Source organism: Mesorhizobium sp. LNJC405B00, from assembly GCF_000502615.1.
In the GTDB taxonomy this organism is placed as follows: Bacteria; Pseudomonadota; Alphaproteobacteria; order Rhizobiales; family Rhizobiaceae; genus Mesorhizobium.
In genome coordinates this window covers 423633-436959 of the sequence record NZ_AYWC01000004.1, presented here as the reverse complement: position 1 = coordinate 436959, position 13327 = coordinate 423633, and the positions used below count along the sequence as shown (strand labels likewise).

Here is a 13327-nt window from a genome sequence, read left to right as displayed (position 1 = left end):
ATATCTCCCTCGATTATCAATCCGCAGTGGACAGATTATCTGAAACCAGGCCGGGATCAATTGCCCGATCCGTCTCTCTAACGTTTGCCCGAAACGTTGGCGTCGAGTGCCTTCTCGCGGGCTGGAGGTGATCATGTCTCTGACCAAAGCAGCCCTTCGGGAGAAACAGGGAGCCACTTTTCGCATGTGGCTCTCCGTGCTCACTGTATCGCTGGGTATTTTTTCGATGATCACTGCGGAGCAACTCCCTGTGGGGCTGATTCCGGCAATTTCTTCCGAGTTGAATGTCTCTATTGGGAGTGGCGGTCTCACGGTGACGATACCCGGCGTAATTGCGGCGTTCGCTTCTATCGGTTTGCCGTTGGCAGTGGGGAGGCTCGACCGGCGTATTCTGATGGCGGGCCTGCTCGCGGTAATGGCTGCAGCGAGCGTGATTTCAGCGCTCGCAACGAACTTTCCCGTTCTGCTCGCGTCCAGGCTGCTCGTCGGGATCACCATCGGTGGCTTTTGGGCGATAGCCGGGAGCATCGCAGTACGCCTTGTTCCTGGACCGTCCGTGCCGCGCGCCATGACTATTGTCTTCGGCGGTGTAAGTGCCGCTGCGGTGCTGGGCGTGCCGGCCGGCACGATCATCGGTGATCTAGTCGGCTGGCGCGGCGCGTTCTGGTCTCTCGCCGGCCTGAGCTTTGCCACACTGCTCGCCGCCCTGCTTGTGCTTCCGAAGCTGGAGGCGGCGCAGCCTGTGGAGGTGAAAGCCCTGCGTGCGCAATTGCGCAATCCCGCCCTTCTGGCGGGCGTGGTTGCGACCGCACTGCTGGTGGCTGCCCACTACGGTGCCTACACTTTCGTGAGCCCGGTGTTGCTGGAGGTCTCGGGCGTCACTGCAGGGAGCATAGGCTGGCTACTGTTGGGGTATGGCATTCTCGGAATGATTGGCAACGCCGTCGCAGGCGTCTGGGCCGCAAAATCCGTCGGTCGCACATTGGCCTGCGTCGTCATTGGGCTCGGGGCCACGCTGGCTCTTTTCCCGTTGCTCGGGGTCACGCCGCTCACAGGAACCATCCTGCTGCTGGTGTGGGGCTTCGCGTATGGCGCGGCGCCCATTACGCTGCAGACGTGGGTGCTGAGTGCAGCATCAGAAAGCGCGGAGACCGCGACGGCCATCTACTGCTTCACTTTCAATCTTGCCATCTCCGTGGGTACCCTAGCGACCAGTCAGATCGTCGACACGATGGGCGTGAACAGGGTCCTCTGGGTCGATTCCGCCATTATCCTGCTGGTGCTGCTGCCGGTGTGCCGCGCACCCATGCTTAACCGGAACATCGGAAACTCGTAGACAGCAAGCCATCCTGTGCCGCCCATCTGGCAATGATGTGATAGGTTGAAGTAGATCTTCGTTTCCTCTGTCTTGAAAGTCACGCGCGTCACATCAAACGCGGGTTCCGCCGCACCGTGCGGGTGCCGATGCTTTGCGCCCCCGGAGGACAACTGGCTATTTGAAAAAGGACTTGATCCCCTCGTCGATATGTGTGCTGATATGAGATCGATCTCATGCCGCGCTCTCAATTGCTGTTTCTCTACGGGAGCGCGCTCTGGGAAGCATATGTCTGAATGACGATGAAGAGGGAGGTTCAAGTGAGGAAATTGATCGCGTGGCTGGCCTTGGCCACTACCACGCTCGCGTTCGCGTCTGCGGCCTCGGCGGGTGAAACCATCAACCGGGTTACCTCGAAGAAGGCAATGGTGGTCGCCACAAACAGCGGTTGGCCGCCGCAGAGTTTCCTGGACGACAGCAATCAGTTGGTCGGCTTCGACATAGACGTCTCGAAAGAGATCGCAAGGCGCCTCGGTGTCGAGGTCAGTTTCGATACGCCGGACTGGGCGACGATGACGGGCGGCCATTGGCAGGGACGTTACGATCTGGGTGTCGGCTCGGTGACGCCGACCAAAGCGCGGGCCAAGGTGATCGATTTCGAAGGCATCTATTATTATAGCCCCTACGTTTACGTGGTTCACAAGGACAGCCCGGCCAAATCGGTCGCCGACCTGAACGGCAAGATCATCGGCGTCGAGACCGCCACCACGTCGGAGGATTTCATCCGTAGACAACTCGAGATCGATGCTCCCGGCCTGCCGCCCATCGAATACAAGCTGGAGCCCGGTGAGATCAGGACTTTCGCTGACTCAATGCTGCCGTTCGACGATTTGAGGCTCGGCGACGGCGTGCGCCTCAACGCGGTCATCGCACCAGAACAGACGGCTCAGAACGCGATAAAGAACGGCTACCCGTTGCGTGTCCTGGAAGGCGGCTATGCCTTCCGTGAGCCACTGGTGGTGATCGCGGAAAAAGGTGATGCCGAGTGGAATGCCAAGATCGGCGGCATTCTCGACGAGATGAATACCCTCGCGAAACTGACCACCAAGTGGTACGGCAAGGATTACAGCTCTGACTGAGAGGCATCGTGGATAAAGCTTGAGCGGGGTGCATTCAATTGAACATCCCGCTCCATCTGTTTTGTTTCAGCCGCATTTCCACGACACCGGGCGGCTCCGCCTGCCTGCAAAATGCTCTAGTGCCGCCACCTTATCGTATTGATCATGACATGTCCTGACACCTATTACCGACGCACGCTTGCCGACAACACCATCAGGCCGCCGCTGAGCGGCGTTTCCGAGTGCGAGACAGTCGTTGTCGGCGGCGGACTGGCCGGCCTGACGACGGCGTTGCAACTGGCTCGCGCCGGCCAGCAGGTCGTCGTGCTTGAGGCGCAGCGGATAGGATTCGGCGCTTCCGGTCGCAATGGCGGCTTCGTCAATCCCGGTTTCGCCACCGGCACCGACAACATCGCCGCGATGGCCGGCGTCGACGCGGCACAAAAACTGCACCGCCTGTCCATCGAAGGCGTCGACTTCGTGCGGCAGACGATCCGCGATCTCGACATCAAGGCGGCAGAGCCGCGCTCCGGTATATTGAGCGTGCTTCGCCACGATGGTGGCGCCGCGCTCAAGGCATATGCCGAGCAACTGGCGCGGGATTTCGACTATCGGCTCGACTATCTCGATCGCGACCAGGTGCGAGCGGTGCTGCATTCGGATCGCTACCACCAAGGCCTGCGCGATCCCAGCGCCTTCCACATGCATCCGCTTAACTATCTGCGCGCCGTTGCTGGCGAGATCGAGCGGCTGGGCGGCAGGATATACGAGAGAACGGCTGCCGTTGAAGCCAACCTTGACGGCGCCGAAAAGATCTTGCGTACCGACAGCGGCGAAGTGCGCGCCCGCCAGGCCGTAGTTGCCACCGGCGGATATACGGGGCCACTGGTCAGTCGGCTGCAGCGGGCATTCCTGCCGATCGCCACCTACGTTATGGTGAGCGAGGAGGCGCCTGACCTCATCGCCAAGGCGATTACGACGACCGACGCCGTCGGCGATAACCGTCGCGCAGGCGATTATTACCGTGTTGTCGAAGACGGCAGGCGGCTGCTCTGGGGAGGGCGCATCACCACCCGGGCAGCCTCATCGGGCGTGTTGGGGAGGCAATTGCGCCGTGAGATGGTCACCACTTATCCGCAGCTCGAACACCTCAAGACCGAACTCGCCTGGTCCGGGCTCATGTCTTATGCCCGGCACATGATGCCCCAAATAGGCCCGTTGCAGCCGGGCGTCTGGTACCTCACGGCTTTTGGTGGCCATGGCATCAACACCACGGCGATCGCCGGCAAGTTGATCGCCGAAGCCATACTGGGACAATCGGACCGCTACCGGCTGTTCACACCCTTCGGCCTTGCCTGGGCGGGCGGCCCGGCTGGACTTGCGGTTGCGCAACTCACCTACTGGAAGCTGCAGGCGCAGGATTGGTGGCGCGAGCGGGCCCGCTGACCGCAGGGAGATCGAAGACGTGATCGGCCGACTATTGCTCAACCACCCGGACGCGGCGCGCCGCGTTGGCGTGTTCTTCGTGCTCGCCGCCATCGCCGCCGGCCTGTATGGGCTCGGCATCAAAGCCAGTTGGCTCGGCAAGCTCGTTCCGTGGTCCGTCGAGTGGCTCGCCGCCAACCCGGACGTCGGGCGGGCGGTCTCGGCGGTGCTGATCGCATTGATCTTGGTGGCGAACTGGAACGCGCTGCGGTATCTCAGCCGCAAACAGCAGATTGTGGCAGTCTGGATAGAGCTGTTCGTGTTGCTAATGTTGTTTTTCTATTCCTTCGACTTGTCCTTCGCGTTCATCGCCAAGAAGATCGGCTTCCTCGTCTCGAAGGGTGTGGTGACGACCCTCTACATTTCGGCCATTTCGATCGCCATTGCCACCCTCATCGCCTTCGTTGGCGCCATCGCCAAACTTTCCCGCAACGGCGTGGTCTATGGCTTGGCGACCTTCTATACCTCTCTGTTTCGTGGCTTGCCGTTGCTGATGCAGATCTACATCATCTATCTCGGCCTGCCGCAGATTGGCTACGTGATCGGCGCCGTGCCGGCCGGTATCATGGCGCTGTCGCTCTGCTACGGCGCGTACATGACCGAGATCTTCCGCGCCGGCATCGAAAGCATCTCGCGCGGCCAGACCGAGGGTGCTACGGCACTCGGCCTTAGCGCTAACCAGACGATGTTCCTGGTCATCCTGCCGCAGGCGATGCGCGTCATCGTGCCGCCGACCGGCAACCAGTTCATTGCGATGCTGAAGGATTCTTCGCTGGTCTCGGTGGTCGGGGTCTGGGAGATCATGTATCTCGCACGCACGCAGGGCCAGACCGAGTTCCGCCACATCGAGATGCTCATCACCGCCTCGATGATCTATTGGCTGCTCTCGATGGGGCTCGAGTTCCTTCAGTCGCGGATCGAGGACCGGTTCGGGCGCTCACTCAAGCGCTGATCGTCATCCGTGATCTTCGCCAAAGCGAGTTGCACAGCACCGCAACAGCCAGCTTCGGAGAGCAGCTGCAGATTGTACGCGACAGCATGCCTTTCGGCGACGTCGTGAGGGGTAAATCAACCCGGTATTTCATCGGCTTAGCCCGATCGGAGGGCAGAATAGAGCAAGTGCTGGACGAGCATGTTCGTTGGCCGACTGCCCGGCAACTACGACCGATTGCTGGATTTCACCCGCGCCAATAAGTTAACAAAATTAACGACTTTAACATGTCTCCGGGCCAACCATTATCGCTATGTATCGATGGAGCCGAGTTCGCCACGTGGTTCGCCAATAGGCTTGTCAGGCAGTGGTTTGCGCGTTACCAGCCGCACGACTCGGTCCATACCCTGCACAGCCAAACGCACCGGCGAGGCTTCCCGGGAATGAAGCTCGGCATGGTGTTTCGTTCCTTTGAAGTGGGCGTGTTTGGGGGAAGACCGTAGTCGGCGTGTTCGCGCCCGGTGGAATTTTCGAAGAGTTGTTTCCAACGGCGGGAACGAACCAAACTTCCATGCATTTAGCTCTGGCTTCGTTCATTCACTCTTTCTTCTGGGAGCTGGACCATTGTCATCCGGAGGCTATCTCTTGGCCGACCAACAAACCAATGACGTTTCCATCGTTGATCTGATACCTGCCCTGCGGGCTTTCGCGCGCACCTTCTGCCGCGTTCCAGACGATGCCGACGATCTGGTGCAGGAAACGTTGACCAAAGGGCTCGCCAACATCGACAAGTTCGAACCCGGTACACGCATGAAGTCGTGGCTCTTCACCATCATGCGCAACACCTATTACACCCGGATCAAGATCGCTGCACGGGAAGCGCCAGGCCTTCTCGACTGCGCGTCTTCGAGACCGATTTCGGAAGCTACCCAGGAATGGACCGTTCAGAGCAAGGAAGTTCACGGCGCCATCCAAAAGCTGCCCGAACATCAGCGCGAGGTGCTGATGCTGATTGGCGTTTTAGGAGTGGGCTACGAGGAAACCGCCGAAATCTGCGGCTGCGCGGTAGGGACGGTCAAGAGCCGGCTGAACCGTGCCCGCGCCAACATCCTTGAGCTACTCGGGGAGAGCTCTCTGCAGACATTGATAGAGAGACGAAATCAGCTGTCGGATGGTCAGCTCGATATAGAGGTCGACAACCGCAGATAGTCAGCTCTTCACGTCTCGCCGACGCTTCTCGACGAGAGCGTTTTGCAATTCGATCGCCAGCTTGGACAGGCGGTCCGGTATCTTTTCCTGCTCTATGGCGGCCAGCAGGGAAGCAATCTCCCGATCCACTGCCATCTCGACAAGCAGATCCGTGGTATCGTCGCTCGAATGAGACATCACGTTCTCTTGATAGCATCCCTAGATCCAAGTCTGATGATGAGCGCTCGGCACTACAAGGCGTTGTCGACCGCCGAGAGGCTCACCGGCGGCCCTTGCACAGTTTTTCCTCCGTGCCGCGGCAAGACGCGGCGCGGTGGCGTCAGTCCTTCAGCAACCGGTTTGCGGCGTGATCCTGAAATTGATCGGACTTGATTCGATTGCCGTCCAGCCCGCGCTCTCGGCTATGTTGCTTCCTGTCGCGGTTGGACAAAACCGCGTTTTCTTCGATCTTGTCCTTGTCCAAGGTGGTCATTGCGCCGGCGCCGGCACCTTTGCCTTGGCTGCCTTGGCCGAAATGCTTTTTGCCGCCGGATGCCATGATCTCCTCCTTCGAATCCAGGACACCGATCGGTGCCGACGCCCGAACCGGCATCGCGCTGTAATGTTCCGTCTCACCCAGCAAGCAGGAAGGCGTCGCCATCCCATGACCGAAACGGCTTCTCGCCGTCGATGATGACCCGCAATTGGTGAGCTTGCGCAAGACGGCCGATGTCGGCCCGGTCCAAAGAAAGCGATCCGCGATAAGAATAGTTCAGCAATGCGAGCCGGCCCGGCCGTTTGAGAACGCGCGCAATTTCATCGAAAAGCCGCTCAGCCATGCCGGCCAGGACCAGGTAGGGAAAGCTGTCGACCGCCAACACGCAATCGAAACTGTCGTCGTCGAAGTCGGCCAGATCGAGACCGGAGGTTTGGCGCAGTTCGACATTGCCGAGCGCTGCGCATTGCTCGGAGGCGATAGAGATCATCCGCGAAGATATGTCGATGCCGACCATCCGCTTGAAGGAATTGAACAGCGCGCGCTCGAAACGTCCGATGCCGCAACCCATGTCGAGAATGTCTCGTTGAATTCCGGTGAATTCTCGCGCCTCGAGCCATTCAACGATTTCGTCGGTCATGGCTGTCAGCCGCTCGTCATCGCCAAGGGATCCTAACTGGACACTTGCCGCGGTCGAAATTGCTGCCGCGGCATCAAAACTCGAGGCCAGCCTCCTGACCACGGCGATATCCGTCTCGCCGTTACCGCGTTCATGCCGAACGGCGCCGCCTGTCGCTCGCAAAGTGGCAAGGACGCCCGGTTTGTGGCGCAGCAGTCCAGCGACCTTTCGCAGTCTTTCAGCATCGCCGGTATTCGCCGGACGGACTTTCAGCACGACCTCCGCCAATTCCGCCGCTTCAATTGTGGGCGGCAGGTGAAGCGCCAGCCTGACGAGAACAGCTTCGGCGCAGGCACCATCGGCCACACAACCTTCGACCGCCCGTCTGACCGATGTCCGGCGCTGCGCGTGCACACTCATGACATCAACTCCGCGTCCAGATCCTCCGCATCGTCCACCTGTCGACGGCGCCCCAGCCATATTTGTAGGCTTCCTGGCCGCGCAGGAAGTCGAACTCGCGCGCATCCTCGCGGATCGACTCCGCGATCGCGTGGCCGATCAGGATCGCACCTGGGCTCTCCTCGGCATAAGCAGGATCGAGGCCGCCGAGATAGGCATAGGCGCGGCCGCGGTGGTGAAATCCGTAATAGGCGGCGACAGTCGTGCCATCGATCGCGAGCAACCAGCATCGGACCAGACCGTGAGCATCGAGCAAGGGAAGTGAAAGCCCATGGAAGTGCTGCACGGCGGGGTCGGCCAATACACCACCTCCATGTCCAACCCAGCGTGCATGGTGCAGGCGGATCAATTGGTTCAGGAAGTTCTGATCGCCCCGGGCTGACGCCAACGCGAGCCGGCCGCGTCTGGACGCCGCTTGACGCGCCCGGCGCAACTGGCGCCTGCGCCGAGCGGGAACGCAGCCGGCCAACGTTTCGTCGCCGGCAACAGCAAGCACGGGGCAGGCTGCATGAATTGCCGGCCTCTCGACCGTTAAACCGGGATGCGCGATCGTAAGACCGGCACTGTTTTGCGGCAGATCAGACAAGATCCATTGTGACCACCCGACCGAGCAGATCGTTTCGGCAATGGTGGCGACAACCGCCGCCTCGATATCCTGGACAGCCAGGATGTCCAGATAATCACTGAGCGAAATGCCGACCGGAAGCAGCTTCGAACCGGCCGTTCCATGCTCGAGATAGAGTGGCGCCAGCCCGACCAGATCGCCGCCACGCCAGACCGCGACTGTCGCCAGTTCACCGGGTGCGAATGCGCGCCACCATGGCACCAGCCAGGCGGGGGATTGGAACGGCGTCGCAGAGGAACTCTGCTCCCACAGTTTCCACCAGTGCGGTGTCAAGGCATCGAATTTTACGGGGTCATCGATGATTTCGCTGCGCAACACTGCTTTTCTCACGGTGCCGCAGCGAAGCGCCTGCGATCGGTGCCAAGTTGTGCCAGGGCCTGATAGGCAGCTATATACGACGAGATCATCCGTTCCAGCGAAAACCGCCGCCGCGCTTCAACCCGGCACGCCTCGGCGTCCAGGCTGGGCGCCGCAAGAATGGCTTGGGCCATCTCGTCGACTGTGTTGACGAGAAAGCCCGTCCTGCCGTGCTCGATGACATCCGCAAGCGCACCATTAGGGAATGCGACCACCGGGGTACCGCAGGCGAGGGCCTCCATGGCGACAAGCGAGCTTGTCTCGGCGGCGAGGCTTGGAATGACCAGACAGCGGGCTGCGTTGAGAAAGCGCCTCTTGGCGTTAAAACCGAGCGGGCCCAGGAAGCGGCGGCGAGCATCAAGACGGGATTGGACCTCGTCGCGAAAGTAGCGCGTATGTGTTTTGTAGGGATAGACCTTGCCGCCGATGACCAGGGGCACGCCCGCCTGTTTGGCCGCGTCCAGGGCCAGGTGAATGCCCTTTTCCGGGCAGACCCGGCTGAGAACCAGGGCAAAGTCTCGCTTCGGCTGCACCAGGTTCAATGATTCGATGTCAACGCCGTTGGGAATCGGCGCCACCAGTCTGGCCCCTGGTGGCGCCGTTTGCTGCTGGGTGGACGAGACCGCATGGAGCCACAGGTCGTCGCGCGTCGGTCGCAGAGCCTCGGCCGGATACCAGTCCAAGGGCAGGTGGAGGCTCACCAGGGTCGGGCCATCGTCGGGCAGATAGGCATCGAAATCGATGCCGTGCAGATGGACCACATCGACCGGCCATCGGGCGCGGGCAGCGGCGATCGCTTTGCGATGAGCCTGCTGCGCGCGGCTCTTCGCCGCCTCGTCGAGCACGCCGTCTTCAGCCGGTATTTCCATAAGGGTACCGCTCGCGCTGGAGCCGCGGCAGCCAATGACGATAGAGCGGTGGCCGGCGCGAACCAGCCCCCGATCGAGAATCGACAGAACCTGTTCGGCACCGCCGACAGCATCGGGTCCGACGGGTGCGAGAGGGTAGGCGACATTGAGGATAGTGAGCGCCGCGGCTGGTTGCGCCTCGGTCCCGTATGCCGCACCACCTGTCGATGATGCCGCTAATTCGTCCAATGTGTCAGGCGTCTGATGCATGGCAGCATGACACTTTCACGCTGCCGAGGCCCGCCGCGTCGGGAGCGAAGCGGACGTCATGCCGGGCGCATAGCGGCGGATCATGGTTGCGCAGAATTCCGCGAACTCCTCCGGCACCAGTGGCGGGCTGGTGTGGTGGGGCATCATTCCCCGATGCTGCGGTGTAAAGCAAAAGGTGACCGTCACGTCGAAATCGGCGAGTGCCTCCATCTGCCGGTCGAACCAGTCCAGCGCGTTCGGCCGGAAGCTGTCTGCCCAGGAAAGCCCCGTGCGCATATTGGTGACGCCCAGCCGCTTCATCCAGGCGACGGCATCGTCCAGCCGGGGGTCCTCGAAATGAAACCACTGCACCAGCCCCATTGCGGGCGAGTAGCGCAGGAACTCCTCCAGCGCTGGTTTTGGCGTGCCGTCCTGGCGCAGCAGCCCCATGTGGAAATGTCGATAGTAAGAAGAGCCCTCCGCCTCGCGATGCCGCGTCGTTGCTTCCCATTCGCGCGGAAGATCGTAGAGGCTGTACCACTGGATGCGTGGTGCGTTGCCAATCAGCAACTCAGCGGTGCGCTTGAGCCCCCAAACCTGGATTTCTTCCGCGCCGAAGGTTGATACGCCGACTTCGCTGACCCAGATGGGAAGGTTGGTGACGGTCGCGATCTCGCCGATCTTCTGTGGCCATTCGTGGATCTGCCACAGGTTCCAGTCGAGCGGAAAGCCGTGCACGGCGACGGCATCGACATGGTCCAGCACGCCGAATTCCTTCATGCGGGTGATAAAGCCCGGATCTATCGGCGAGATGCCACCGAGTACTTTCGTCAAAGACGGGTTCTCCGACGCGATTGCGTCAGCCGACAAGATCGCCATCCTGGCAAAGCGGCTCCAATCGGGATCGAGCTCTGGGTCCCAATGCGATTTGTTGTTGGGCTCGTTCCAGATCATGGCGGCTTCAATCATGGAGCTGTCCTTTCGAGGGGTAGATGGCGCCGCCGCCGGCCGGGTCCCCGGCTGCGCGGCAGAAATAGACCTCCTGCTCGGGGTGCAGAACGATCTCGAAACCGGCGCTGCGCAGCATCGCTTCGGTGCAGGCGCGGTTTGGAATCCACCAGTTGGTGGGATCGTCGGCATAGCGGTGCTCGATAAAATGCAGCTTGGGAAACTGCGGCTGGTCGAACAGGTCATGCGTCCAGAAATGATAGTTTTCTTCCAACTCGGGCAGATCCGCGCTGCCGCGCTGCATGGACTGGAAGATCATCAGGTCACGGGCGACATGTTCGCGGATCAGGTCGAGCGCGAGCAAGGGGTGGCGCAAATGGTAAAGCACCCCCATGAACAGCACGACATCGAACGTCTCGCGCAGCGAGCCGACGTCGTAGACCGAAAGCTTCTGGAATTCGATCTCGCAATCGGCAACCTCGGCCGCAAAGCGAGCTTGGGCCAGATAGGCGTCATCGAAATCGATGCCGAGGACACGGTCAGCACCTCGCCGTTTCATCTCGATGGAGTAAAATCCTGCATTGCAGCCGATATCGAGTACCGCCTTGCCCGTCAGATCAGCGGGAATGGCATTGGCAAATTTGCGCCATTTGATCAGCGGGTAGTTGCCCAGAAAATGGTTGGGAGCGGTTTCGACGCCGGCAAGTTCCATGTTGTGGAACCATGGGCCGAGCGCATCGATGCGGCGGCGGATTTCGGCATGGGAATGCAGCATGGCTCAGGCTCCTTCGCCAGGAACGACGGGTACATGCGACTGCGCGCCGGGCATGATCATGGTGGGCCGGCGGTGCGCGGATGGGGCGTCGTTTTCAAGCAACCGCAGAGCTGTTCGATAGCCGTTGAAAGTGCCGACATCGACATAGTCCGACCCAGCCCTGACACCAAAAGCTGTACCGCCGGCCGCAATATAGGCGTTGACCAAAGTGCCGATATATTCGTCACTGCGCTCGCGCTCACGCCAGAGTGCCGCAAGCTGATGCAGGATATGGCCCGGCATCTTGAACGCACCCCAAACCCAGTTCGTGGCGGCATCCTGTCGTTTGACCTGGATTTCGATCACGCGCTCGTGGACGTCGGTGACGACGGCGTCGAAGAATTCCGGCTGATCCACCGGGAAAAGCAGAAATGAGAGCTGATCGTCGGGCAAATGGCGGAAACCGTCCTCGGGAAACCAGATCGTATCGGGAAGGCCGACCAGGACGACCTCGTCGGGCGCGACGAGGGGCGCCGCCCGGAAGATCGCATCGCACAGACCGACGGGGTTCGGCTGCACCACGAAGAGAGCCGCCGCGTCACCGTAGCCGGCGGCGTAGTATTCAAGGATGTCGGATTTGCCCGATCCGATGATGAAGCAAATCTTGTCGACGCCGGCCTGCACCATGCGCCGTACCAGATACTCGCTCACGGCGCAGGGACGCTCGGTCTGTCCATCGATCCGGCTACCGACCGGCAGCAGCTCTTTCGAGAAGCCGAGCGGCTGAATGCGGCTGCCGCGCCCGGCAGCGGGTACGATGCCCAACATCAGACCGCTTCCCTCATCGGTTCGCCGGGAGATCTTTGAAAGGCATCGTTCAGGATGCGATCCAGTTCCGCCGCGCGCCGTGCGGAAGTGTGTTCGCCCAAGACCCGGTCGCGGGCACGCCTTCGAATGCCGTCGAGCTCGCGCTCCGGCAATCGCAATGCGGCGACCACATCATCGGTGTCATGCGCCAACAAGATTTCGCGGCCGGGTTCGAAAAATTCGGCCAGGCCCGGCCATGCATCGGTGACGATGGCAGCCCCACACGCGGCCGCTTCGAAGAGCCGTCCCGACGGGCACCAGCCCTTTTGCGCCATCGCCTCCCGGGTGACGTTCAATGTAAGGCGAGATGATGAGAAGAAAGCCGGATGATCGGCGGGCGGAAGATGCCTGACAAAGAAGATATTGTCGCTCCATGGGAATTCCTGCGGATATTGCGCGCCGCCAATGATGAAGCGGTGGTCAGGCAGGCGCGCGGCCGGGCGGACCAGCAGCTTTTCGACGCCGGCCTGGCGATCCGCCGCGTAGGTTCCGAGATAGGACAGATCACCGGCGAATTCCGCCCGCTTCTCTGCCGGCCGGTGTTGGTCGGGATCGACATGCCCATAGAGCGGCACCACGTGACGCGCGCCCAAAACCGACTTAAGCGCCTCGATCGCAGAGCCGCCGGTGTAACTCAAAACGAGGTCGAAATCGGCGAGACCCTCAGGTCCGAAATAGGGCGGACGCTCGCCTTGCTCGATGCGGGCAAGCGTGACCGGAGTGTCGAGATCGTAGAAGACACGCAATCCGCGACCTGTCTGCTGCGCCAGCCGCGAGGCCTCCACGGCGTCGGCACAGTAGGAGGTGACGACGACGACATCCGCTTGCTTCATTGCCCGCTCCGCAACGCGACGGATGTCCTCCCAGTCCGGATAAATGACGACGTTGCCGCCATCGAGCCGATCGAGATCACGCGTCCCGGCATAGTAGGGGGTATCGCGTTCGAAGAAGGTGATGGACCATCCCAGCCGACCCAGGGCGCGGATCAGTCCCCGCCAGAGCGTGGCATGGCCGTTGCCCCATGATGATGTAACGGTGAGACCGAAAATGACCATCTGCATCCGGAAA

14 protein-coding genes are annotated in these 13327 nt (G+C 61.0%); 5 read left to right on the top strand and 9 right to left on the bottom strand.

Translation table 11 applies throughout. The annotated features are described in order from the left end of the window. Positions 1-133: 133 nt before the first annotated feature. The 5 genes from X756_RS154250 (at position 134) to X756_RS154270 (ending at position 6058) form a co-directional block, all read left to right on the top strand. Positions 134-1336 (top strand): MFS transporter, encoded by a 1203-nt coding sequence (locus X756_RS154250; protein ID WP_023691454.1) that lies wholly within the window; start codon positions 134-136, stop codon positions 1334-1336. A 299-nt stretch (positions 1337-1635) separates the two neighbouring features. Further along, positions 1636-2454 carry a transporter substrate-binding domain-containing protein gene (locus X756_RS154255; protein ID WP_023729538.1) on the top strand — a complete coding sequence of 273 codons (819 nt, stop codon included), beginning with the start codon at positions 1636-1638 and terminating at the stop codon, positions 2452-2454. 144 nt (positions 2455-2598) lie between these two features. Continuing rightward, positions 2599-3879 carry an FAD-binding oxidoreductase gene (locus X756_RS154260; RefSeq protein ID WP_023691452.1) on the top strand — a complete coding sequence of 427 codons (1281 nt, stop codon included), beginning with the start codon at positions 2599-2601 and terminating at the stop codon, positions 3877-3879. Positions 3880-3898: 19 nt separating this feature from the next. Continuing rightward, complete coding sequence (locus X756_RS154265) at positions 3899-4870, top strand: amino acid ABC transporter permease (RefSeq protein ID WP_023712239.1); 972 nt, start codon at positions 3899-3901, stop codon at positions 4868-4870. 624 nt (positions 4871-5494) lie between these two features. After that, complete coding sequence (locus X756_RS154270; protein ID WP_023681087.1) at positions 5495-6058, top strand: sigma-70 family RNA polymerase sigma factor; 564 nt, start codon at positions 5495-5497, stop codon at positions 6056-6058. Here X756_RS154270 and X756_RS1000000167320 read toward each other — a convergent pair whose 3' ends face one another. The 9 genes from X756_RS1000000167320 to X756_RS154310 form a co-directional block, all read right to left on the bottom strand. Beyond that, a complete protein-coding gene (locus X756_RS1000000167320; RefSeq protein WP_023704587.1) occupies positions 6059-6235 on the bottom strand; it encodes a hypothetical protein in 177 nt (58 codons plus the stop codon). Positions 6236-6377: 142 nt separating this feature from the next. After that, a complete protein-coding gene (locus X756_RS154275) occupies positions 6378-6596 on the bottom strand; it encodes a hypothetical protein (protein ID WP_023691451.1) in 219 nt (72 codons plus the stop codon). A gap of 73 nt (positions 6597-6669) precedes the next feature. Then, positions 6670-7677: a class I SAM-dependent methyltransferase gene (locus X756_RS154280; protein WP_245264478.1), complete on the bottom strand. Its 1008-nt coding sequence runs from the start codon at positions 7675-7677 to the stop codon at positions 6670-6672. Further along, positions 7577-8554, bottom strand: coding sequence for a GNAT family N-acetyltransferase (locus tag X756_RS154285; RefSeq protein WP_245260259.1), 978 nt, complete (start codon positions 8552-8554; stop codon positions 7577-7579). Before X756_RS154285 ends, X756_RS154280 begins: the two co-directional genes overlap by 101 nt. An 8-nt stretch (positions 8555-8562) precedes the next feature. Then, on the bottom strand, positions 8563-9711 hold the full coding sequence (locus tag X756_RS154290; protein WP_023729535.1) for a glycosyltransferase: 1149 nt from the start codon (positions 9709-9711) through the stop codon (positions 8563-8565). Positions 9712-9726: 15 nt separating this feature from the next. Continuing rightward, positions 9727-10659: a beta-xylosidase gene (locus tag X756_RS154295; protein WP_023681092.1), complete on the bottom strand. Its 933-nt coding sequence runs from the start codon at positions 10657-10659 to the stop codon at positions 9727-9729. Further along, positions 10652-11413 (bottom strand): TIGR04290 family methyltransferase, encoded by a 762-nt coding sequence (locus X756_RS154300; protein WP_023687791.1) that lies wholly within the window; start codon positions 11411-11413, stop codon positions 10652-10654. The genes X756_RS154295 and X756_RS154300 overlap by 8 nt, the downstream gene beginning before the upstream one ends. Before the next feature lie 3 nt (positions 11414-11416). Further along, on the bottom strand, positions 11417-12220 hold the full coding sequence (locus X756_RS154305; protein ID WP_023725532.1) for a sugar phosphate nucleotidyltransferase: 804 nt from the start codon (positions 12218-12220) through the stop codon (positions 11417-11419). Continuing rightward, positions 12220-13320, bottom strand: coding sequence for a glycosyltransferase (locus tag X756_RS154310; RefSeq protein WP_023714676.1), 1101 nt, complete (start codon positions 13318-13320; stop codon positions 12220-12222). Before X756_RS154310 ends, X756_RS154305 begins: the two co-directional genes overlap by 1 nt. Positions 13321-13327 lie beyond the last annotated feature (7 nt).